Source organism: Bacillus sp. FSL M8-0025 (genome assembly GCF_037975475.1).
GTDB lineage: Bacteria > Bacillota > Bacilli > Bacillales > Bacillaceae > Bacillus > Bacillus subtilis.
Map to the genome: position 1 here is coordinate 3678321 of NZ_CP150258.1, position 22114 is coordinate 3700434.

21 protein-coding genes and 1 pseudogene are annotated in these 22114 nt (G+C 46.5%); 9 read left to right on the plus strand and 13 right to left on the minus strand.

The annotated features are described in order from the left end of the window. The first annotated feature begins 1 nt into the window (after position 1). A complete protein-coding gene (locus MKX38_RS19030) occupies positions 2-274 on the plus strand; it encodes a hypothetical protein (RefSeq protein WP_003227597.1) in 273 nt (90 codons plus the stop codon). Between the two features lie 41 nt (positions 275-315). On the opposite strand, the gene MKX38_RS19035 is transcribed toward MKX38_RS19030, so the two are convergent. The 9 genes and pseudogenes from MKX38_RS19035 to arfM form a co-directional block, all read right to left on the minus strand. Further along, the gene (locus MKX38_RS19035) at positions 316-840 is read right to left on the minus strand and encodes a dihydrofolate reductase family protein (RefSeq protein ID WP_003227595.1); all 525 of its coding nucleotides are present in this window, start codon (positions 838-840) and stop codon (positions 316-318) included. A 9-nt stretch (positions 841-849) separates the two neighbouring features. Further along, positions 850-2577 (minus strand): ABC transporter ATP-binding protein, encoded by a 1728-nt coding sequence (locus MKX38_RS19040; RefSeq protein ID WP_339188035.1) that lies wholly within the window; start codon positions 2575-2577, stop codon positions 850-852. A gap of 88 nt (positions 2578-2665) precedes the next feature. After that, on the minus strand, positions 2666-4168 hold the full coding sequence (gene cls, locus MKX38_RS19045; protein WP_041351299.1) for a cardiolipin synthase: 1503 nt from the start codon (positions 4166-4168) through the stop codon (positions 2666-2668). Positions 4169-4298: 130 nt separating this feature from the next. Further along, positions 4299-4495, minus strand: a pseudogene (locus MKX38_RS19050) (YitT family protein); the annotation flags it as partial. 166 nt (positions 4496-4661) lie between these two features. Beyond that, positions 4662-5333 (minus strand): respiratory nitrate reductase subunit gamma, encoded by a 672-nt coding sequence (gene narI / locus MKX38_RS19055; protein WP_339188038.1) that lies wholly within the window; start codon positions 5331-5333, stop codon positions 4662-4664. Next, positions 5330-5884 carry a nitrate reductase molybdenum cofactor assembly chaperone gene (narJ, locus tag MKX38_RS19060; protein WP_017696266.1) on the minus strand — a complete coding sequence of 185 codons (555 nt, stop codon included), beginning with the start codon at positions 5882-5884 and terminating at the stop codon, positions 5330-5332. The genes narI and narJ overlap by 4 nt, the downstream gene beginning before the upstream one ends. 25 nt (positions 5885-5909) lie before the next feature. Beyond that, complete coding sequence (gene narH, locus MKX38_RS19065) at positions 5910-7373, minus strand: nitrate reductase subunit beta (protein ID WP_041850416.1); 1464 nt, start codon at positions 7371-7373, stop codon at positions 5910-5912. Then, positions 7363-11049: a nitrate reductase subunit alpha gene (locus tag MKX38_RS19070; protein ID WP_339188040.1), complete on the minus strand. Its 3687-nt coding sequence runs from the start codon at positions 11047-11049 to the stop codon at positions 7363-7365. Before MKX38_RS19070 ends, narH begins: the two co-directional genes overlap by 11 nt. Positions 11050-11239: 190 nt before the next feature. After that, positions 11240-11716 (minus strand): Crp/Fnr family transcriptional regulator ArfM, encoded by a 477-nt coding sequence (gene arfM / locus MKX38_RS19075; RefSeq protein WP_003243032.1) that lies wholly within the window; start codon positions 11714-11716, stop codon positions 11240-11242. A gap of 143 nt (positions 11717-11859) precedes the next feature. Here arfM and MKX38_RS19080 point away from each other — a divergent pair, with 143 nt between their 5' ends. Then, on the plus strand, positions 11860-12579 hold the full coding sequence (locus tag MKX38_RS19080; RefSeq protein WP_014481214.1) for a YwiC-like family protein: 720 nt from the start codon (positions 11860-11862) through the stop codon (positions 12577-12579). A 31-nt stretch (positions 12580-12610) separates the two neighbouring features. Here MKX38_RS19080 and fnr read toward each other — a convergent pair whose 3' ends face one another. From fnr to MKX38_RS19100, 4 genes are all read right to left on the minus strand, one after another. Then, positions 12611-13327: a fumarate/nitrate reduction transcriptional regulator Fnr gene (fnr, locus tag MKX38_RS19085; protein WP_003227573.1), complete on the minus strand. Its 717-nt coding sequence runs from the start codon at positions 13325-13327 to the stop codon at positions 12611-12613. A 98-nt stretch (positions 13328-13425) separates the two neighbouring features. After that, the gene (gene narK / locus MKX38_RS19090; RefSeq protein ID WP_339188043.1) at positions 13426-14613 is read right to left on the minus strand and encodes a nitrate transporter NarK; all 1188 of its coding nucleotides are present in this window, start codon (positions 14611-14613) and stop codon (positions 13426-13428) included. 135 nt (positions 14614-14748) lie between these two features. Next, positions 14749-16419 carry an arginine--tRNA ligase gene (gene argS / locus MKX38_RS19095; RefSeq protein ID WP_003227570.1) on the minus strand — a complete coding sequence of 557 codons (1671 nt, stop codon included), beginning with the start codon at positions 16417-16419 and terminating at the stop codon, positions 14749-14751. Beyond that, a complete protein-coding gene (locus MKX38_RS19100) occupies positions 16416-16844 on the minus strand; it encodes a DUF1934 domain-containing protein (protein WP_003243604.1) in 429 nt (142 codons plus the stop codon). Before MKX38_RS19100 ends, argS begins: the two co-directional genes overlap by 4 nt. A gap of 312 nt (positions 16845-17156) precedes the next feature. On the opposite strand from MKX38_RS19100, the gene sboA reads away from it, so the two are divergent. The 7 genes from sboA to albE are packed head-to-tail and all read left to right on the plus strand — an operon-like array spanning position 17157 to position 22111. After that, positions 17157-17288: a subtilosin A gene (gene sboA, locus MKX38_RS19105; RefSeq protein WP_003222002.1), complete on the plus strand. Its 132-nt coding sequence runs from the start codon at positions 17157-17159 to the stop codon at positions 17286-17288. Continuing rightward, positions 17245-17397, plus strand: a complete 153-nt coding sequence (gene sboX, locus MKX38_RS19110; RefSeq protein WP_010886632.1) for a bacteriocin-like protein SboX — start codon at positions 17245-17247, stop codon at positions 17395-17397. The genes sboA and sboX overlap by 44 nt, the downstream gene beginning before the upstream one ends. A gap of 24 nt (positions 17398-17421) precedes the next feature. Next, the gene (albA, locus tag MKX38_RS19115; protein ID WP_076457461.1) at positions 17422-18768 is read left to right on the plus strand and encodes a subtilosin maturase AlbA; all 1347 of its coding nucleotides are present in this window, start codon (positions 17422-17424) and stop codon (positions 18766-18768) included. 12 nt (positions 18769-18780) lie between these two features. Further along, positions 18781-18942, plus strand: coding sequence for an antilisterial bacteriocin subtilosin biosynthesis protein AlbB (gene albB, locus MKX38_RS19120; RefSeq protein WP_003222006.1), 162 nt, complete (start codon positions 18781-18783; stop codon positions 18940-18942). Then, positions 18939-19658 (plus strand): ABC transporter ATP-binding protein, encoded by a 720-nt coding sequence (locus tag MKX38_RS19125; RefSeq protein WP_017696261.1) that lies wholly within the window; start codon positions 18939-18941, stop codon positions 19656-19658. Before albB ends, MKX38_RS19125 begins: the two co-directional genes overlap by 4 nt. After that, positions 19651-20961, plus strand: a complete 1311-nt coding sequence (albD, locus tag MKX38_RS19130; RefSeq protein WP_038829818.1) for an antilisterial bacteriocin subtilosin biosynthesis protein AlbD — start codon at positions 19651-19653, stop codon at positions 20959-20961. The genes MKX38_RS19125 and albD overlap by 8 nt, the downstream gene beginning before the upstream one ends. After that, a complete protein-coding gene (albE, locus tag MKX38_RS19135) occupies positions 20951-22111 on the plus strand; it encodes an antilisterial bacteriocin subtilosin biosynthesis protein AlbE (RefSeq protein ID WP_080015532.1) in 1161 nt (386 codons plus the stop codon). The genes albD and albE overlap by 11 nt, the downstream gene beginning before the upstream one ends. The last annotated feature ends 3 nt before the right edge of the window (positions 22112-22114 follow it).

Genomic DNA, 22114 nt, shown 5'->3' on the forward strand with positions numbered 1-22114 from the left:
CATGAAAAATATCAAGTCTCTGAAAGTAGCCGCACAGGCCTTTACTTTAAGAAATTTGATTCATCTTTATAAAATGTGCCATTCCGGAAGCCACGAGGTTTATATTTATTCAAAGAAAACGATGTGCAAAATCAAAAGCTTAATTGAGCTTGAAACGTTCCGCATGGCTCATAATGAAAAGGAATATCTGATCGTAGTTGAAGGAACAAAAGCATCACAGCTCATTGAAAAATTCCAAAATCTCATCGAGCCTGCTGAGAGAGAAGCGCTCTAACTTACATACAAAAAAGGATAGACATCTGTCTATCCTTTTTCTTATGCTCTTACATAATGGAGCTGAACCGCTTGTCCAAATTGTTTTGTCCCTTTTAACCGCAGTTTTGTTTCATTTGTTAGTTCGTGAAACAGCGGGATGCCGCTTCCTAAAACGACGGGAATAACAGTGATGATGAATTCGTCGATGGCATCTTCTTTCATAAAGTCATTCACAAGCTCTGCCCCGCCAGCTATCCAGATGTTTGAGCCTTTTTCCTGTTTCAAACGGGCAGTGAAGGCTCTGGCTCCCTCATTGATAAACGTCACATGTTCATCTTGATAACTGTCGGGCGATCCTGTAAAAACATAGCAGGTTTTATCCTGATACGGGAAAACCGGTGTTAGCACTTTAACGTGCTCATATGTGCTCCGCCCTAAAATGACTGTATCAACAGTCTGATAAAAATCACTGTAGCCGTTGTCACCTTCACCTTCAAATTCATCCAGCCAATCGATGCTTCCATCTTCTTTTGCGATCATCCCGTCCAATGAAACAGCAATGTACAGCACAGTTTTTCTTTCCATGTTCTCCTCCTATCGATGCACCATTTGCCCGAATTGCGCTTGATGCAGCCTGCTGTATAGGCCTCCGGCTTCGATCAGGTCTTGATGACGGCCTTGTTCTTCAATACCGTTGTTTGTGACGACTACAATTCTGTCCGCGTCTTTGATTGTTGCCAGCCTGTGGGCGATGACAAGCGTCGTGCGCCCCTCAGACAACTCTTGAAGCGCCTTTTGGATCGCCGCTTCCGTCTCTGTATCAAGGGCTGAGGTGGCTTCGTCGAGAATCAAGATCGACGGATTTTTCAAGAACATCCTTGCAATTGACAGACGCTGTTTTTGCCCGCCGGAAAGCTTCACGCCGCGTTCGCCAATCATAGTATCCAACCCATCGGGCATGTTATGGACGAGTTCTTCCAGATGCGCCTGCTTCACAGCTTGCCAAATGTCTTCTTCTGATGCGCCTAATCGGCCGTAGGCGATATTTTCTCTAAGCGTGCCCGAGAATAAGAAAACGTCCTGCTGCACGACGCCAATCTGCCCGCGCAACGAAGAAAGCGTCATGTCTTTTATACTGATGCCGTCAATCGTAATGTCGCCCTCCGATGCTTCATAAAAACGCGGAAGCAGACTGCAAAGCGTTGATTTCCCCGCACCTGACTGACCGACGAACGCCACCGTTTCCCCCGCTTGAATGGATAGGTTGATGTCATTGAGGACATTGTGATGGCCATCATAGCCAAACGAAACATGTTTATAGCGGATATTGCCCTTCAGGCCGGAAACATCTTTCGCATCAGGTGAATCCTGAATGTCCGGCTCTGTCTCTATGAGCTCCATATAGCTTTTGAAACCCGCGATCCCCCTCGGATACATTTCGATAATGGCATTAATTTTGTCAATAGGCCTGAACAGCACATTCGTCAAGAGTACAAACGCCACAAATTCCCCGTACGATAAGGAGCCGCGAATGACAAACCACGTCCCGCACAAAAGGACAAACAGCGTGACAAACCGGGTCAGCATATAGCTGATTGACCCGTTTTTCGCCATGATTTTGTAGGAAGAAAGCTTTGTGACACGAAAACGCTGGTTGTTGACGGCGAAGCGTTCTTTTTCAAATGCTTCATTTCCGAACGCCTGCACAAGCCGGATGCCGCCGATGTTATTTTCTACACGCGCGCTGAAGTCTCCGATATCCTTGTTCAGCGTGGTAAATGCTTTGGTCATTTTTTTGTTGAAATAAAGCGCTAGCCAAATGACGATCGGCATAATGATAAACGTTAATAAAGCAAGCTGCCAGTTAATAAACAGCATCACTCCGAACGCCCCGAGAATGGTCATGACCGCAATGAATAAGTCTTCCGGACCGTGATGGGCGACTTCACCGATATACATTAAATCGTTCGTAAGCTTCGACATCAGCGTTCCCGTCTTGTTGTTGTCGTAAAATTTGAACGAGAGCTTTTGCAAATGGTCAAAAAGCGACTTTCTCATATCAGTCTCAATATTGATACCAAGCATGTGTCCCCAGTAGGTCACGATATACTGAAGAGCCGAGCTGAGCGCGTACACCGCAAATAACCCGATTGAGGTCGCGATGATCAGTCCCCAGTCCCTGCCCGGCAGCAAGGTATCAATAAAATAATTGACGATCAAAGGAAAACTCAGCTCCATTAAACCTCCCGCGATCGCTGAGAAAAAGTCGAGAAAGAACAACGTTTTATATGGTTTATAATATGAAAAAAATTGCCGCAGCACCCTATCTTCCCCCAATGTATAAATAACTGATAATATTTCTCAATTATACTATACACGGGCTGTTTTGAAAGATCAGATTTCTTTTTTCTTACAGAACACCTGAAAACAGGCGGGCAAACGACTCTTTTGTCCGGTCAGCCACGCCTCTCTTATAAAAGCCGACAGGGCTGAGCTTTTCACTTTCCTGCATATCCTCTTCAAAATGGGCCTCAAGAGTTCGGATCGCTTCGGCATCCGTGAAGAACACATTCACTTCAAAGTTGAGCTGAAAGCTGCGCATGTCCATATTCGCGGTACCGACGGAGGCGAGATCGCCATCAATGATCATGACTTTTTGATGCATGAAGCCTTTTTGGTAGGAGTACACTTCAATGCCCTCAAGGAGCAGCTCCGGGAAATAGGACCTCGACGCGTATTGGGTCAAAAAGCTGTCGTTCTTCTCCGGCACCATAACCCTTACCTCTACCCCCTTTGTCGCCGCTGCTTTTAGCGCCGTGCGAATGGATTCATTGGGGACAAAATAGGGCGTGGCGATCCATATTGATTTCTGCGCTGAAGAAATCATTTCATAATAAAGGTCGCTCATGCTTTCCTTCATGTCAGGGCCTGTCGCGACAATTTGATAAATGCCTCCTCCTTCCACGGGAACCGGGGTATTGTACTCCTCTTGATCAATTAACACTTCATTGGAGACGTATTCCCAATCCAGCATAAAGATAGCGTGGAGCGTTTGCACAATTTCCCCCTCAAGCCGCAGGTGTGTATCTCTCCAAAATCCGATGTACGGATCTCTGCTGATATATTCCTTCCCAACATTTAATCCACCCACAAAACCGGTTTTCCCATCGATGATCACGATTTTCCGGTGATTTCTGAAATTCAGCTTCTGGTTGAAAAACCCGTATTTCAGCGGAGAAAACGGGACGATGTCCACCCCCGCTTGTTTCATTCTCATAATATCTCTTCTTGCCAGCTTCATGCTTCCTGCCGCATCGTATAAAAACCTCACCTCGACACCTTGGCGCGCTTTCTCCATCATAATATCCATCATGCCGTGTCCGAGCATGTCTGATTTAAACATGTAGTATTCAATATGTATGTAAGATTCCGCTTTTCTCATTGCTTTGAAAATGTCCGGGAAGGTTTCTTCGCCGTTTTTCAGCACTTTGATGTTGCTTTTCGTATTGATATTCATATGGGCAGCCCTGATGGAATATGTAAAGAACCTCTCTTGATTGTCCTTCAGCCCTGTCACTTCGGGCGTTTCCTCCTTGTCAAACAGCTTCCTGAGCTTTTCCCTGTTGTACATTCGTTTTGTCTTAAACAGCTTTCCCTTTACATAAAGCTGTCCCGAAAACAGATAAAACACGTAGCCGACGATTGGAAAAAAGACAAGAATATGGATCCATAGCAGCGTGTGCTGCGAGGTGCGGTTTTCAAGAATTAATGAATAGATGCTGAACAAAATAATGCTTATATAGCAAAGCAATCCTCCGTAAAACTCAAGCCTGGAAACCGGAAAAAACCAAATGACATATGCCCCGATGAGCATCATATATAAAAAGAAAAATTCCAGTCTCCTTTTCAGCATCCTGATTCTCTCCAATCTGATTCAATTACCTCTGTATTACCTCTTTTTTCTAATCGATAAACCTTGTAAGTAAAAAACCTCTCCGCCAAAGGAGGAGAGGTTTAGAGAAAACTAACTGTCACGGAATTCATCCGCATCGTTTCTGCAGAAATAAAGCAAGACTATTGGCAACGCCGAGTGACAACATGAGCGGCAGGCTGAACCCGCTGAGCACTCCGGCAAGCGCCGAAAAGAAGGCGGCGCTGTGACTGCAAATACGGTGGATAGAGTAAATTTGATGCCCATTCTGATGAGAGAAAATATATAAAACGGGATATTGATCACAAAGGTATAAGGAGTTAGTCAGGCTGAGTCATAATCTGCTGTTCCGCCGGTTTAAAATGAGTAAAATCCGTTTTATTCTTGATGTTATTTCCAAATACAAACACAACAGGATTCCCGGCCGCCCAGCCATTACCTTGGCAGAAAAAACCCCCTCTTGCAAGGGGGATTTTCACGAGCGTTTCCGATATACAACGTAGCTGCGGGTCAGATACTTGAGCGGCAGACTGAACACATGAACCAATCTTGTAAACGGCCACAGGATAAAAACGACGTAGCCTATCACAATATGAAACTTAAACCATAGCGGGACACTCTCCATCAAAGAGGCGTCAGGCCTGAACAAAACGATTTCCCTGAACCACGGCCCGACTGTGGTCCGGTAATCAAATCCTTTCGAATCAATGTTGAGAAACGTGGCCGCAACGCCTGACAGCATCATAAACAGCAGCAGGAGGAGCGTAAGGATATCGGATGGCGAGCTCGTTTTGCGGATCCTTTTGTCAAACAGCCTTCTGTACGTCAGGATGACAAGTCCGGTACATACCGCAATGCCCGCCGGCAAGCCAGCGCCAATCGCCATTTTGTGATACATATGCTCTGAAATGCCAAGGGAAGCATACACGCCTTCCGGGATCAGAATCCCCATGACATGCCCGCCGACAACGCACAGCAGTCCCCAGTGAAAAAGTGTGCTGCCCGCGGCGAGTTTTTTCTTTTCTAACATCTCGCTTGATTTCGCCGTCCAGCCAAATTGGTCATGCTGATAGCGGTAAATATGGCCGCCGATAAAGATTGTCAATACAATGTATGGCATAATACCCCAGAGGATCTGCCCGCTCATGCCTGAACAGCCCCTTCAACGCTTTCACGTACGCCAATGTTTTCAAGCGCGGCCAGCAGCACGTGCAGCAGTTCAGCGTATATACTGTCATTTTTTTCGAGACGGGATGCCAGCTCCCTCACATTGGACAGATATTTCTCAAACACGCTTCTCGCTGCTTCAATTTCTGCAGCCGCAGCAAATTCCAACATCAGCGGCAGATAATCAGGCAGCTCTTTCTCTGTCGGCAGGAAACCGGATTGCTCGTATGTGTTTTTTAAATGCAGCAATTCAACGCCGCGTTCCCTTTGCTCGCCCGAGTTAAAGTAGGTGACATACATATTTGTTTTTTTCCCAAAGTCGAATGTATAGACATAGTGTTCAATCAGCGCTTCCGGTGAAAAGCTGGCTGACGCTTCGAAAAAGTGCAGCAGCTTCTCCCGGATTTGCCGGTTGCTGATTTCATGGATAAGAGCCTTCCAATCGGGAATCTCGGCTCTCCACTCTTCATCCGGATAAGAGAGAAGAGTGGAAAGAGCGGAGAACGTCATTTGCCGGTCTGTGGTGTTCATCTTGTTACACCTCATTTATCAAAAGTTAGAAACAGGAGCCGGGGCCGCCTGAAAATGATAAGCCGCAGCTCCCTTGTTCAGCATATAAATCTGAAACTTCTTCTCGATGACTGCTCGGTATCACAAAGCGGTCATCATATTTGGCAATCGCAAGCAGCCGATACATATCTTCAATTTGCTGTTCTGTTAAGCCGACACTGGAGATCAGTTCCGGGTCGATTGATTTATTCGTCTGGATCGCTCTCATATACTGGCGCATGACAGACATTTTCTTCAACGTTGACCGAATATGATCCGTATCACCGGCTGTTAACAGCTGCGCCAAATAATCTATCGGGATTCTCATTTGGTCGATAGCCGGAAAAATATCTTCCGCGGATTGCCGGCTGCCTTTTCCTTCAAAGAGATTCATAATCGGGCTGAGCGGCGGAATGTACCACACCATTGGCAGGGTGCGGTACTCTGGATGAAGCGGCAGCGCAATCTTCCAGTCAATGATCATTTTATAAATCGGCGATTGCTGCGCAGCCTCTATCCAATCAGACGGAATGCCTTGTTCTTTTGCCAGCTTGGCAACCTCAGGATCATTTGGGTCAAGAAAAACGTCCAATTGTGAATGGTAGAGATCCTTTTCATTTTCAACAGATGCCGCTTCCTCCACTTTGTCCGCGTCATACAGCATGACGCCGAGGTAGCGGATTCTGCCAACACACGTCTCAGAGCAGATGGTTGGCAGTCCCGCCTCCAAACGCGGAAAGCAGAGTGTGCATTTTTCCGCTTTGTTCGTTTGCCAGTTAAAATAGACTTTTTTATAAGGACAGGATGAGACGCAATATCTCCATGAACGGCATGCGTTTTGATCCACAAGCACAATGCCGTCCTCCTCGCGTTTGTACATGGCGCCGGATGGACAGGATGAGACGCATGCCGGGTTGATGCAGTGCTCGCAAATACGGGGCAAATACATCATAAAGACGTCATCGAATTCTGTTTTGATCGATTCCTCCATCTTTTGTACGTTGGGATCTTCAAGTCCCGTAATGTGGCCGCCTGCGAGATCGTCCTCCCAGTTCGGTCCCCATTCGATATTCATGAAATCCCCCGTCAAGGACGATTTCGGGCGTGCTACCGGCTGGTGTTTTTTCTGCGGGCTGTTCGTTAATGTTTCATAATCATAGTTCCAGGGCTCATAGTAATCATCAATTGACGGCTGATTCGGATTATAGAAAAGGCCTGCAAGCCGATTGGTTTTCGAGCCCGATTTCAGCTCGAGCTTTCCTTTTTTCAATGTCCAGCCGCCTTTATATTTGTCCTGGTCCTCCCATTGCTTCGGGTAGCCGATGCCCGGCTTTGTTTCTACATTATTGAAGTACATATATTCCGCACCGGAACGGTTTGTCCACGTGTTTTTGCAAGTGACGCTGCACGTGTGGCAGCCGATGCATTTATCCAAGTTCATGACCATACCGATTTGCGCTTTAATCTTCAAGCCAATCGACCTCCTTCAGCTTGCGGATGACGACATTCAGGTCGCGCTGATTCCCCGTTGGGCCGTAATAGTTAAAGCCGTAGCTGAGCTGGGCGTAGCCCCCGATCATCTGTGTCGGCTTGACGTGAATCCTTGTCGGGCTGTTATGGGTGCCTCCGCGGTTATTTGTCAGTTTCGTGCCGGGCACGTTGATGTGGCGGTCCTGGGCATGGTGCATAAACGCCATTCCTTTAGGAATCCGATGAGACAAAACGGCTCTCGCGACGACTACGCCATTTCGGTTGAAGCATTCAATCCAATCGTTGTCTTTGATATCCGTATCCTCTGCATCATCTTTATTCATCCATACGGTCGGCCCGCCGCGGAACAGCGTCAGCATCGGCAGGGAATCAAAATACATGCTGTGGACGGACCATTTGTTATGCGGCGTCAAATAATTAAGGACGATTTCTTTTCCCTCTTGATCAGGCCGCTTGCTTAGAAACGGGCGGTGCTGGAGGATCGGTTTAAATGTCGCCATCGTTTCACCGAATTCCATCATCAGTTCATGATCGACATAATAGGATTGTCTGCCTGTCAGTGTCCGCCACGGGATTAATTTTTCAACATTCGTCGTAAACGGCGAATACCTGCGGCCTCCTTTTTCAGAGCCGGTAAATGCCGGAGACGTGATAACCGTTTTCGGCTGGGCTGTAATTTGTTCGAACGTAAAGCATTCTTCCTCGCGCTCTTCCGCCAGGTCTTTCAGCTTCAGGTTTGTGATGTTTTCAAGTGATTCCCATGCTTTTACGGCGACCTTTCCATTCGAAGTGGATGATAGGGTTAAAACCGCTTCTGCCGCCTGCTTTGCTTCACTTATATTTGGACATCCCTTTGCCACGCTGTCTGAGGTGATTTCTCCCAGTCTCTTTTTGAGTGATTCATATTCATCGGCTATTGACCAGCTCATCCCTTTTGTTCCGCTCGGCTTTAAAGCAGCGTTAGGACCAAGTGCGGTCATTTTATGAAAAATGTGTTTGTAATCCCGTTCAACGACTTGGATGTTCGGCATCGTTTTTCCCGGAATGGCTTCACATTCGCCCTTGCTCCAGTCATTGATTTTGCCGAATGGCTGGGCCAATTCCTGCATGGTGTCGTGGAGGAGCGGCGTCGCAACCACTTCTTTCACCGGCTCCATATTGACTTCTTCTGCCAGATCGGAAACGGCTTTTGACAGCGCCTTGAAAATATCCCAGTCTGACTTCGATTCCCACGGAGCTGAGATCGCCGGAGCAAATGGATGAATGAACGGATGCATATCTGTGCTGCTGAGATCGTGTTTTTCATACCATGTCGCCGCCGGCAGCACGATATCGGAATACAGCGCCGTACCCGCCATTCGAAAATCAAGATTGATTAATAAGTCGAGCTTTCCTTCCGGCGCCTGCTCCCGCCATTTGATTTCTTCTGGGCGGATGCTGTCGCTGTCGTCATTCATTAAACCGTTCGTTGTCCCCAGCAAATGCTTGAGAAAATATTCATGCCCTTTTCCTGAGCTTGAGATCAGATTTGCCCGCCATACAAAGAGATTCCTTGGGAAATTCACTTCATTGTCAGGATCTTCAATCGCGAATTTCAGTTTTTTCTCTTGGAGCTGTGAGGCCACGTACGCACCTACGTCTTCAGGTGTTGCTGCCCCTGCTTTTTCAGCTTCTTTATACAGATCGATGCCATTTTGATTGAAAGTCGGGTAAGACGGAAGCCACCCTAGCCGCGCCGCCAGCACATTGTAATCAGCGTGGTGCTTGTAGCGGGATGACGCAGCAATCGGTGATGCCAAATCACTGATCGGCTGGTCCTCATAACGCCACTGATCTGTCGCAAAGTAGAAAAATGAAGTGCCGTTTTGCAGCTTGGGCACGCCCTCCCAGTCCTTTGCAGTTGCAATCGTCTGCCATCCTTCAGCAGGTCGGAGCTTTTCCTGCCCGACGTAATGGGCCCAGCCTCCGCCATTTACGCCTTGGGCGCCTACAAGCAAAACAAGATTTAACACTGCTCGGTAGATCGTGTCGGAGTTGAACCAGTGGTTAATGCCGGCTCCTACGATAATCATAGACCGGCCGTCTGTATCGATCGCATTTTGAGCAAACTCTCTGGCAATCTTAACGACAGCTTCTTTTTTGATTCCTGTCATTTGTTCCTGCCAGGCAGGCGTAAACGGCTCAGGATCATCATAGGAGACAGCTTGTTGTTCGCCGATGCCCCGATTTACGCCGTAGTTAGCCAGTATCAAGTCAAACACGGTCGTGACGTACGTCTCTTCACCGTTCAGGTTCATTTTTTTAATAGGAAGATCCCGCTCGAGCACTTTGTTTCCGTCATTTGAAAAATAAGGAATGCGCACCGTGCCGATTTCATCCTCTATTCCGAGCACAGAGAGACGGGGTTCAATCGGTTCCCCGGTTTCTTCATCAATCATGTGCAGGTTCCATTTCTGCTGCCCGTCCCAGCGCGAGCCCATTGTCCCTTGGGGTATGGCAAATGAACTTGTCTGTTCATCCCAAACCGCAGGCTTCCACTGATCATGCTTTGTCTTCCGCCCGATGTCCTTCGCATGCAGAAACCGTCCCGCTGTGTATACGCCATTTTCTTTTGACAGAGTGACGAGAAATGGAAAATCAGTGTATTGCTTCGCGTACTCAATAAAACGTTCAGTTTCTTGGTTCACGTAAAATTCCTGCAGAATAACGTGACCCATCGCCATCGCAAGCGCCCCGTCAGTCCCTTGGCGAATACTCAGCCAGTCATCCGCGAACTTTGAGGATTCCGCAAAATCTGGACTGATCGAAATGACCTTAGCGCCTTTATAGCGGGCCTCCGCCAAAAAATGCGCGTCAGGCGTTCTCGTTAACGGAACGTTGGAGCCCCATGTGATAATATAGCCGGAATTGTACCAATCACTGCTTTCCGGAACGTCCGTCTGGTCACCCCAAATTTGCGGGGATGCTGGAGGAAGATCCGCATACCAGTCATAAAAACTGAGCATAGGGCCTCCGATTAACGACATAAACCGGGAGCCTGATGCGTGGCTGATCATGGACATGGCCGGAATCGGAGAAAAACCGACGTTTCGGTCAGGCCCGTATTTCATCACTGTATACAGCAGAGAAGCTGAAATCAGCTTCAGCACCTCCGGCCATTCAGCGCGCACAAAACCGCCTTTCCCTCTCGCCTGTTTATAGGACTTCGCTTTTTCAGGGTTTTCGACGATCGATTTCCAGGCTTCCAATGGATTTTGATGCGTCTGCAATGCCTCCCGCCACAAATTGATCAGCACACCGCGCACGTATGGATATTTCACACGGAGCGGGCTGTAGATATACCATGAAAAACTGGCCCCCCGCGGGCAGCCTCTCGGTTCAAAATCAGGCATATCCGGGCCTGTTGAAGGATAATTCAAATTTTGCCCTTCCCACGTGACAATTCCGTTTTTCACATAAATATTCCAGCTGCAAGACCCTGTACAGTTAACGCCGTGGGTGGAGCGAACGACTTTGTCGTACTGCCATCTGTTTCTGTATACATTCTCCCAATCGCGATCGTCGCGGGTGGTTTGGCTATGTTTATTTGAATGGTGTTCGATAGGAGAGAAATAATTCAATCTCCTAAACAACGGACTCCTTTTCTTTTTCTTCATGAGAGTTCACTCCTTCCGAGTCAGGTGATGCTAAGTTCACTATAAACAGAGACAGCGTGTTTCCTTGTGAACTATGTCACACACTCCGCTTTTTTCACAAAATGTTCACACAAAGGAGAAGGAAGGCTGCGTTCAGGCAGAACGCTTGGGTCATTAGCCGCCTTTCAAAGATCAAAAAAACCGGCTCTATTTAAGAACCGGGCTCGGCGTTTTCATCCTGTGATGTATGCAGATACCGCAAAAATAATTGATAGGAACAAAAAACATTTTGCTGAAGCATAGCCAAAAAGTTCATTTGCAGCTGCGGATGATAAGACATCATTTTCTTAAATATGTAATATGGGATGTTGAGAATCAGAATGTCTGAAGTGGCATTGACTGAGATAAAGGGCGATAAATAAAGCCCGCCTTTTTCATCAATCGGAAACACATCGCCTTTTTCCCACAGCGCAACGGTTTTCGACCCTTCAGGGAGCCTTGTGTCCATAAAACGGACACTGCCTTTTAATACAATATAAACAGATTGAGAATGAAGAAAAGATGGAGACTGATCACATGAACCGCGGATAAACGTGCCGTTTTTCAGCAAGGTTTCGACAATGGATAGAGGCACTTCATTAAACATAGGAAGTTGTTTCAGAAATAATAAATAGTCACACTGATTCATAGGAAAACCTCCTGTGCTAAGGATAGCTTTAGTGTAGCTCGACTGAGCCTGTACAGCAGTGATGTATTTCACAGCCTGTATGATGAATGTCACTTATCAGGAGGGTGAATGCATTTATAATGAAAGAAAAAAGGAGGATTTCGATGAAGGCGCTGATTCCGAAGCAGCACGGGGCGTGGGCGATGCTGCTGATCCCATTTTTACTCGGCATGGTCAAGGGAGGCCCCGTTATTTGGCATATTCCGCTCTTCCTTGGTTGGCTTTTCCTATACTTAGCGGTTTATCCCGTTACGCTTGCCTTAAAAAAGAAACAAAGCAAACCATATCAAAAGTGGATGTGTTATTACGGTTTTCCCGCCTGCTGCTTTTTGATGATCTCGGTCTTTCATAAGCCGCCTCTCATCTGGGTGGGCGTTTCTTTACTGCCGCTGTTTCTCATACATATGTATTTTGCCCGCAGAAAAAACGAACGAGCCTTATTGAATGATGTTGCAGGTGTCTTGTTCTTTTGTTCGGGCGGGTTTGCGAGCTGCTGGCTGGGGATGGGAACCCTTGACGGCTGGGCTTGGTTTATTTTCTTGCAGTCTGCTTTATTTTTTATCGGGAGTTCCTTTTATGTGAAATCGGTGATCCGCGAGAGAAAAAACAGGGCATTTGCATACTGGTCATGGGGATATCACCTGCTACTCCCCTTTTTATCCGCTCTTTTCGGAGCAGGATGGGCGTTTCTCGCTTTTATCCCGAGCAGCTTGCGGGCATGGTTTTTTCATGGAAGGGATTGGCCCGTAAAAACGATTGGCATTCTGGAAATCGTGAATGCCTGCTTCTTTCTTGCCGTCATGTGCCTGTTTATCACAAGGTAAAAAAACAAGGACACCGCTGTCCTTGTTTTTTTCAGTCAATATTGCAAATCTCCAGCGGGCAATTTTCACACTCAATCTCACATCGTAAATAGTCCCGCTTGTGCAAAATAATTTTTCCGGATTCGTCTATCGAAATAACCCCTTTTTTGCGGAGATCTCCGAGCATACGATTGACGCTTTCCCGTGCAGCCGCGCAAAACTTTGCCAAATCCTGATTTGTCAGGACAATGTTAATCAGAATGCCGTCGCTTCGCTCCACTCCGTAGCTGTTTGATAAACGGATAAGGGTGGAATAGAGCGCCCCCTTTTTGCCATGAAGAAGCAGATCCCTGATTTTGGACTGAATCTTCCGGAGGTGCGTGCTCATCCATTTCATGAACTCAAATGTCAAAGCGCCGTTTTGGATTAATTCTTTTTCCAGCTTATTTTTATTAATGACGAGCACCTCGCCATCCTCTAGCACTTTTGCACTGAGCATATACCTCGGTTCTTCAGTGAAAAGTGTTAATTCTCCGACGATATCATGCTTTTGGCAGATTCTAAGCGTCAGGTCTTTTCCGTCAGATGTCAGCTTGCCGATTTCAATGAGTCCTGATTGAATCAGATAAAGCTCTTCTGCATCCATTCCTTCTCGAAACAAATACGTGTGTTTTTCCATTTTTCTTTTCGTGCTGATCGATTCCAGCAGTTCATGCAGATCGCTGGATATAAGATCACTATCAGATGGTCGAACAGAGAGAAAATTCATGAGCTCACCTCGAAGAAAGTCACGTTGTGTGTTTATTGTAACGTGAATTGATTTGTACCCATCGAGAAAAAACTAACAATCTTGTGAATGCCCCAGTGTTAGTTGATGCTCTGGCTGTTTCTCTCCGTGTGTGTTTTCATTCTTTCCTGCCAATACATCCATATGACAAGGACAAAGCTGGCTAACGCCACCTCTGAAAGCGCCATAAACCCGATCGCGTACTGGCCTGTTGCCTGAAATACACTCGCCAATATGAGCGGAGGAAAAAAGCCGCCTAATCCGCCCATGGCAGACACAATCCCATTGGCAATCCCCGCTTGCTTCGAAAAATAGAAAGGCACCAGTTTAAAAACAGTCCCGTTTCCTATGCCTGAGCAGACGGCCACGGTTAATGATCCAAACGTATAAAGGCCGATTGTCGGCGCGAACGATAGGATAATGCCTGATAATGTAAGCCCGGCAAAAACAAACATCAAGATGCGGAGCGGGCTCATTTTATCAGCCAGGAATCCGCCTGCAGGCCTGAGCAGCGTAGAAACCGCAATAAAGCCAGCCGTCCGCAAGCCGGCATCTGCAGGATTCAGCCCAAAATGCTCCACCAGAAAGTTCGGCAGATAGATAGTGAAGGCGACAAAGGCACCGAACGTAATAAAATAAAACAGGCTCAGAAACCATAGCACATGATTTCGGTAAACGGCTTTGATTTGAGTCTTAACAGAAACTTTGACCTTCTTCTCATGCCTGTCGCCAAACAAAACGTGCAGTAAGGCAAAGACAGCCAGCAAAACCAAATACATCTGCACGGTTGATTTCCACCCGACGGCTTGAGCGATAACCGGCGCTGCAAATGTCGTAACGGCTGTCCCGATATTTCCTGCACCGTAAATCCCATTGACGACACCGTGCTTTTCTTTCGGATAATATTTCGGGAGGGAGGTCACCCCAATGGAAAACACCGCTCCCCCGATCCCTAAGAAAAAGCCGCCTGCGATTAAATCAAACAGAGAATCCGCGATACTGATCCAAAATACAGGAAATAAAAGCAGGATGAAGCTGACCATAAACATGAGCCGCGCGCCAAACCTGTTCGTTAAATACCCTAAAGGAATGCGGAGAAGCGACCCGAGTATCACAGGAATCGCCGTCACCAAAGAAATCTCACCCTTGCTTAAATGAATATCTAATGTGATTTGGGAAATGAGTGATGAAATCAGCACCCAAACCATAAACCCTGCCACCAAGCTTAATGACTGTAACGATAATTGAATGTGTTGACGGTTGATCATTTGGCTTGCCCCTTTCAATGATTCAATAATCAGTCTTATCATACAAAAACTAGCCAAACAGGATTGTGAATTACATCACACGTTTTTCTCATAAAAAAAGGACAAAGCCCGAAGACTTTGTCCTTTTGATCGTGATTACATTTTTTCCGGAGCCGATACGCCGATCAGCTGAAGCGCATTGTTCAGCGTAATTTGCGTTGCCTTCATTAAAGCCAGGCGCGCGCGGCTTTTCTCTTCATTTTCAGGGTCGATGACTTTCTCTGCGTTGTAGAAGCTGTGCAGAGCAGAAGCCAGATCATAAATATAGTTAGTGACACGGTGCGGAATTCGTTTTTCCGCTGCTTCCGCCACTGCCTCTGGGAAGCCGCCGATCGTTTTCAGCAGATCGTATTCTTTTTCTGATTGAATATGGCTGAAATCAAGATCTGCCGCCGGTTTAAGCCCCTGCTCTTCCCCTTGGCGAAGCATGCTGCAAATACGTGCATGCGCGTATTGTGCATAATACACAGGGTTTTCGTTAGATGTTGATACAGCAAGATCTAAGTCAAAATCCATATGGGTGTCTGCACTTCGCATTGCAAAGAAGTAACGCACGGCATCCAAGCCGACTTCTTCAATCAGGTCACGCATCGTTACGGCTTTACCGGTCCGTTTGCTCATTTTCATTTTCTCGCCGTTTTTGTAAAGGTGAACGAGCTGAATGATTTCTACTTCAAGCGTTCCTTTTTCATACCCCAGCGCTTCGATTGCCGCTTTCATACGCGGGATGTAGCCGTGGTGATCGGCGCCCCAAACGTTGATCAGCTTATCAAAGCCGCGGTCAAGCTTGTCCTTATGATACGCGATATCAGGAAGCAGGTACGTGTACGTGCCGTCCTTCTTGATCAATACGCGGTCTTTATCATCGCCGAACGTCGTGGAACGGAACCAAGTCGCGCCGTCTTCTTCATAGACATGGCCTTTTTCGCGGAGCGCTTCAAGCGCCTTGTCGATTTTTCCATTTTGGTACAGTGAAGTTTCTGAATACCACACATCAAACGGCACACGGAAGTTTTCCAAGTCCTTGCGAAGCTTTTCCAGCTCGTATTTCAGGCCGTATTCACGGAAAAACGCGAGGCGTTCACTTTCCTCTTCGTTAACGAAACGATCACCGTATTCCTCAGCGAGACGCTTTCCGATCGCAATGATATCCTCACCGCGGTAGCCATCCTCCGGCATCGGTTTTTCCAATCCGAGTGCTTCAAAGTAACGGACTTCAACAGAAAGCGCCAGATTGTTGATTTGGTTTCCCGCATCGTTAATGTAGTATTCGCGGCTTACATCGTAACCCGCTTTTGAAAGCACGTTGCACAAGGAATCGCCGACAGCCGCCCCGCGCGCATGCCCGAGGTGAAGGTCTCCCGTCGGATTCGCTGATACGAATTCTACCTGAACTCGTTCACCGTTTCCGATGTTCGTTTCCCCGTATGCTTCCCCTGCTTCCAGTACAGACGGAATCAGCTTTGTTAAATATTGATTGTTCATATAGAAATTGATAAAACCCGGGCCGGCGATATCCAGTTTTTCAATCGAAGCCTTCCCTTTATCAAAATGGGCGACAATCTCTTCAGCGATTTGACGCGGCGCTTTTTTTGCCACTCTTGCCAACTGCATCGCCATATTCGTTGAGTAGTCGCCGTGTGTTTTATCTTTCGGTGTTTCTAAAACAACATTGGGAATCTGGCTTTCTTCAGCCAGTCCCGCTTTCAGAACGGCCGCTTTGATTTCTTCTTTCAGCACGTCCTTCATTTGTTCCGCAATGTTCATGCGTGAGTTCCTCCCTCATACGTGATCGTCATATTATGTAAATGCTCCTGCTCGTCTCCGACATGCATGTCATATGCGATGCTGATACGGCCTTTTTCTTCATCGAGATCAGATTGAATCGATTTTGTGCTTGTTTTCAGCTCAAGCTCACCAAATGACATTTTATATTTAGCAATTGTGGAAGCTCCCGTTACGAAACGCTGATTCATTTTGACAGCGCCTGACCTCATGACCAGGACTTCGCCTTCGCTTACTTTCACAATCGTTTTGACTTTGCCTAAGTCGTGTTCTTCATAATAAGATAGATACACTTTATTTTGTTTTACATAGTAAAATCCGGTGGTGCGGAATTCGATGACTTCTTGGTTTCCGTCATCCTCGATCACAGACTTCACATGGAGTGTTATCGGTGTCTCTTGCTTCATTCTGACACGTCCTTTTCATCATTCCACTTTGACTTGAATAGTATAATCATTCGGTTTGTAAACTTCAACTGCTTCTATCTTACCATCATTGCTCATCAGATTTGAAGATAAACCTCATAAAAAGCATTTCCTTATATAGAAGAGAAAATCATATCACTAATTACCTTTAGGAAATGTTACATTTTTCCGAAATCTATCATTTACTTTTCACATTTTTTTCAAAATATATGTATTGAATTAGTAATTTGATAGTTTTAAGATAAAAGTACAACATAGATCTGCTAGAAAAACAAAAAAAGGGAGGATTCAATTATGAAAAAAGCTGTCATTGTAGAAAACAAAGGTTGTGCAACATGCTCGATCGGAGCCGCTTGTCTAGTGGACGGTCCTATCCCTGATTTTGAAATTGCCGGTGCAACAGGTCTATTCGGTCTATGGGGGTAAGGATCTCCCAAAAGGGCATAGTCATTCTACTATGCCCTTTTTAAGTAAATTACAATTTTTAACTAAAATCTACCTCTTGGATATACATACACAACCGTTTTTCATTTGAATCATATGTATAGGGGATGGTATTTTGTTTATAGAGCAGATGTTTCCATTTATTAATGAAAGTGTAAGAGTTCACCAGCTTCCTGAGGGCGGCGTGTTAGAAATCGACTACTTGCGCGATAATGTCTCCATTTCTGACTTTGAGTATTTGGATCTCAACAAAACGGCTTACGAGCTCTGCATGCGCATGGATGGCCAAAAAACAGCTGAGCAGATTTTAGCTGAGCAATGTGCAGTGTATGATGAATCACCGGAAGACCATAAAGATTGGTATTACGACATGCTCAACATGCTCCAGAACAAGCAGGTGATCCAGCTTGGAAACCGGGCCAGCCGCCGTACAATCACCACGAGCGGAAGCAATGAATTTCCGATGCCCCTGCACGCCACCTTTGAACTGACGCACCGCTGTAATTTGAAATGCGCCCACTGTTATTTGGAAAGCTCACCTGAAGCGCTCGGCACCGTGTCGATTGAGCAATTCAAAAAAACGGCTGATATGCTGTTTGATAACGGTGTATTGACATGCGAAATCACAGGCGGAGAAATTTTTGTCCATCCAAACGCCAATGAGATTCTTGACTATGTGTGTAAAAAGTTCAAAAAAGTCGCTGTCTTAACAAACGGAACACTCATGCGAAAAGAGAGCCTGGAGCTTTTGAAGACTTACAAGCAAAAAATCATCGTCGGCATTTCTCTAGATAGTGTCAATTCCGAGGTCCATGACTCCTTTAGAGGGAGAAAAGGCTCTTTTGCCCAAACTTGTAAAACGATAAAATTGTTGAGTGACCACGGTATATTTGTCAGAGTCGCTATGTCTGTCTTCGAAAAAAACATGTGGGAAATCCACGATATGGCCCAAAAGGTTCGGGATCTCGGGGCGAAGGCGTTCTCTTACAATTGGGTTGATGATTTCGGAAGAGGCAGGGATATTGTCCATCCAACGAAAGACGCCGAGCAGCACCGCAAGTTTATGGAATACGAGCAAAATGTGATTGATGAGTTTAAAGATCTGATTCCGATTATTCCCTATGAGAGAAAACGCGCGGCAAATTGCGGCGCTGGCTGGAAGTCCATTGTGATCAGCCCGTTCGGCGAAGTACGTCCTTGCGCCCTCTTTCCAAAGGAATTTTCATTGGGAAATATTTTTCATGATTCCTATGAAAGCATCTTTAACTCCCCTCTCGTTCATAAACTGTGGCAAGCGCAGGCGCCGCGGTTCAGTGAACATTGCATGAAAGACAAATGCCCGTTCAGCGGCTATTGCGGAGGCTGTTACTTAAAAGGGCTGAACTCTAACAAATATCACCGAAAAAACATTTGCTCTTGGGCGAAAAATGAACAATTAGAAGACGTGGTCCAGCTTATTTAGGAGGGAAACGATTTGTCACCAGCACAAAGAAGAATTTTACTGTATATCCTTTCATTTATCTTTGTCATCGGCGCAGTCGTCTATTTTGTCAAAAGCGATTATCTGTTTACGCTGATTTTCATTGCCATTGCCATTCTGTTCGGGATGCGCGCGCGGAAGGCTGACTCGCGATGAGCATTTTGGATATACACGATGTATCCGTTTGGTATGAACGGGACAACGTCATCTTAGAACAAGTAGATTTACATTTAGAAAAAGGCGCCGTTTACGGGTTGCTTGGGGTAAACGGCGCCGGAAAAACGACACTGATTAATACGCTGACAGGCGTGAACCGCAATTTCAGCGGGCGCTTTACACTGTGCGGAATTGAAGCGGAGGCCGGCATGCCGCAGAAAACATCAGATCAGCTGAAGACTCACCGTTACTTCGCCGCCGATTATCCGCTGCTATTTACAGAAATTACGGCGAAGGACTATGTGTCTTTCGTCCATTCGCTTTATCAAAAGGATTTTTCAGAGCAGCAGTTTGCCAGTTTGGCCGAGGCCTTTCATTTTTCGAAATACATCAACAGGAGAATTTCGGAGCTGTCCTTGGGGAACAGGCAAAAGGTTGTATTGATGACAGGCTTATTGCTGCGCGCTCCCCTATTTATTTTGGATGAGCCGCTCGTCGGTTTGGATGTGGAATCGATAGAGGTCTTTTATCAGAAAATGCGCGAGTACTGTGAAGCAGGCGGGACCATTTTGTTTTCTTCTCATCTGCTCGATGTCGTGCAAAGATTTTGTGATTACGCGGCTATTCTTGACAACAAACAGATCCAAAAGGTCATTCCGATTGGAGAGGAGACCGATCTGCGGCGGGAATTTTTCGAGGTGATCGGCCATGAATAACATAATCCCCATCATGTCTTTGCTGTTCAAACAGCTTTACAGCCGGCAAGGGAAAAAGGACGCCATCCGCATTGCCGCAGGCCTTGTCATTCTGGCCGTGTTTGAAATCGGGCTGATTCGCCAGGCCGGCATTGATGAATCGGTGTTGCGCAAAACGTATATCATACTCGCGCTTCTCTTAATGAACGCATATATGGTGTTTCTTTCTGTGACATCTCAATGGAAGGAATCTTATATGAAACTGAGCTGCCTGCTGCCGATTTCTTCACGGAGCTTTTGGCTCGCCCAGAGTGTCGTTTTGTTTGTCGATACCTGTTTGAGAAGAACTTTATTCTTTTTTATTTTACCGCTGTTCTTATTTGGAAACGGAACGCTGTCAGGGGCGCAAACATTGTTTTGGCTCGGCAGGTTTTCGTTTTTTACCGTTTACTCCATTATTTTCGGAGTTGTGCTAAGCAACCACTTCGTCAAAAAGAAGAACTTGATGTTTCTGCTGCATGCGGCGATATTCGCCTGTGTATGTATCAGCGCCGCTTTGATGCCGGCCGCCACGCTTCCGCTTTGCGCGGTGCATATGCTGTGGGCGGTGATCATTGACTTTCCTGTCTTTCTGCAGGCGCCTCCGCAGCAGAGCAAGATGCATTCATTTATGCGGCGATCTGAATTTTCGTTTTACAAAAGAGAATGGAACCGATTTATCTCTTCTAAAGCTATGCTGTTAAATTACGCGGTAATGGCGGCGTTCAGCGGCTTCTTTTCGTTCCAGATGATGAATACCGGCATCTTCAATCAGCAAGTGGTTTATATCGTGATTTCCGCGCTTTTGCTCATCTGCTCGCCGATCGCCCTTTTGTATTCGATTGAAAAAAATGACCGGATGCTGCTTATCACGCTTCCGATCAAGCGGAAAACGATGTTTTGGGCGAAATATCGCTTTTATTCAGGCCTATTGGCAGGCGGATTTCTCCTTGTCGTGATGATTGTGGGTTTCATCAGCGGCCGTCCGATTTCAGTTCTCACTTTTTTGCAGTGCATTGAGTTGCTGCTGGCGGGAGCTTTTATCAGGTTAACTGCGGATGAAAAAAGGCCCTCCTTCAGCTGGCAGACGGAGCAGCAGCTATGGAGCGGTTTCTCAAAATATCGGTCTTATCTGTTTTGTCTTCCCCTATTCTTAGCCACATTAGCCGGCACCGCTGTATCTTTGGCGGTCATTCCGATAGCCGGTCTGGTCATAGTCTATTACCTGCAAAAACAGGATGGTGGTTTCTTTGATACAAGCAAAAGAGAACGGCTTGGAAGTTAACCTGCTGAAGACTCATCAATTTTCAACTATTTCAATCGCCGCGAGCTTTCTGAAACCGATCGAAAGCGCGGCGGAACCTGAGGAAGAAACGATTTATTTTTACGGCGCCGCCGCATACCTGAAGGAGCAAATTATTGACGCTTTCGGTTGTGCTGCCGGCAGCCGTTTCATGTACTCAGCGAATCTCTTTTTTGATCAGCAGCTGAAAACCTGCGGGACCCGTTTGATTCACCCATTATATAACGGGAATCTTCATGTTGACGCCCTGCTGAAAACTTTTGCAGACTTGTCTTTCCCTTCTTCTCTTTCATTCGAAGCAGTTGAAAAGGCCAGGAATGAGCTGCTGCTGAGAATCGAAAAGAAATTCACTGATCCTTTCTCCTACTCGGCGGCGCGCTTGGCTGAGGAGGTCTTCGGAAACCCGATGTACGGCACAGGCATGTTTGGCCGGAAAGACAGGATAAAGGCGATTCATCCTAAACGGTTTCTCGACGCAACGGACTTTATCGTTGATTTAGTGTCCCAGCAAAAACAGCTGAACATATTGGGACAAGTACAAGCATGTGATGTTCGGGGACATGCCCCGCAAACGTCCGCTGTAACGTCCGAAAGAATACCCGTAAACCGGCATGTTTTTGAAACAGAGACACGCAGCGCTGCAGGTCCTTCCGTCTTGACACTCGGATTTGACTGCGGAGAGATGAAAGATGCCAGCGATTATATCAAAATACAGCTAATAGACGGATTACTGGGAAAGTACGGCCATTCCGCTTTATTCAAGCACTTCAGAGAGAAGGATCTGGCAGTCTATCACGTTATCACCCGTTACGATGTCATGAACAATTTGCTGCTTGTTTCAATATGTACAGATCAGCTTCATGAGATAGACATTCCCCCGCGCGTTTTGGAAGCTGTCTCAGCTTTTCATACAGATGAGCGGGAACTAGAACAGGCAAAGCAGTTTTTACGCAATGAATTGCTGCTGCAATTCGATTCTCCCGAAGGTCTATTGGCCTATATGGGGATCCTGCGCCGCTTCTCCTGCACGAAAGAAGCCTTGCTGGATGGCATCTCAGCGGTTACATGCCGTGATGTATTGCAATTCATAGCGACCATCAATTATATCGGAGCTCATGTAGTAAGGGGATGAAGA

Excerpts from the sequence above, each read along its gene's own strand:
- narI (WP_339188038.1), bottom strand. The coding sequence starts at position 5,333 with ATGAGCGGGCAGATCCTCTGGGGTATTATGCCATACATTGTATTGACA.
- MKX38_RS19125 (WP_017696261.1), top strand. The coding sequence starts at position 18,939 with ATGAGCATTTTGGATATACACGATGTATCCGTTTGGTATGAACGGGAC.
- MKX38_RS19035 (WP_003227595.1), bottom strand. The coding sequence starts at position 840 with ATGGAAAGAAAAACTGTGCTGTACATTGCTGTTTCATTGGACGGGATG.
- fnr (WP_003227573.1), bottom strand. The coding sequence starts at position 13,327 with ATGAATTTTCTCTCTGTTCGACCATCTGATAGTGATCTTATATCCAGC.
- MKX38_RS19080 (WP_014481214.1), top strand. The coding sequence starts at position 11,860 with ATGAAGGCGCTGATTCCGAAGCAGCACGGGGCGTGGGCGATGCTGCTG.
- narJ (WP_017696266.1), bottom strand. The coding sequence starts at position 5,884 with ATGAACACCACAGACCGGCAAATGACGTTCTCCGCTCTTTCCACTCTT.
- cls (WP_041351299.1), bottom strand. The coding sequence starts at position 4,168 with ATGCTGAAAAGGAGACTGGAATTTTTCTTTTTATATATGATGCTCATC.
- MKX38_RS19070 (WP_339188040.1), bottom strand. The coding sequence starts at position 11,049 with ATGAAGAAAAAGAAAAGGAGTCCGTTGTTTAGGAGATTGAATTATTTC.
- arfM (WP_003243032.1), bottom strand. The coding sequence starts at position 11,716 with ATGAATCAGTGTGACTATTTATTATTTCTGAAACAACTTCCTATGTTT.
- MKX38_RS19030 (WP_003227597.1), top strand. The coding sequence starts at position 2 with ATGAAAAATATCAAGTCTCTGAAAGTAGCCGCACAGGCCTTTACTTTA.
- albD (WP_038829818.1), top strand. The coding sequence starts at position 19,651 with ATGAATAACATAATCCCCATCATGTCTTTGCTGTTCAAACAGCTTTAC.
- MKX38_RS19100 (WP_003243604.1), bottom strand. The coding sequence starts at position 16,844 with ATGAAGCAAGAGACACCGATAACACTCCATGTGAAGTCTGTGATCGAG.
- sboA (WP_003222002.1), top strand. The coding sequence starts at position 17,157 with ATGAAAAAAGCTGTCATTGTAGAAAACAAAGGTTGTGCAACATGCTCG.
- narK (WP_339188043.1), bottom strand. The coding sequence starts at position 14,613 with ATGATCAACCGTCAACACATTCAATTATCGTTACAGTCATTAAGCTTG.
- argS (WP_003227570.1), bottom strand. The coding sequence starts at position 16,419 with ATGAACATTGCGGAACAAATGAAGGACGTGCTGAAAGAAGAAATCAAA.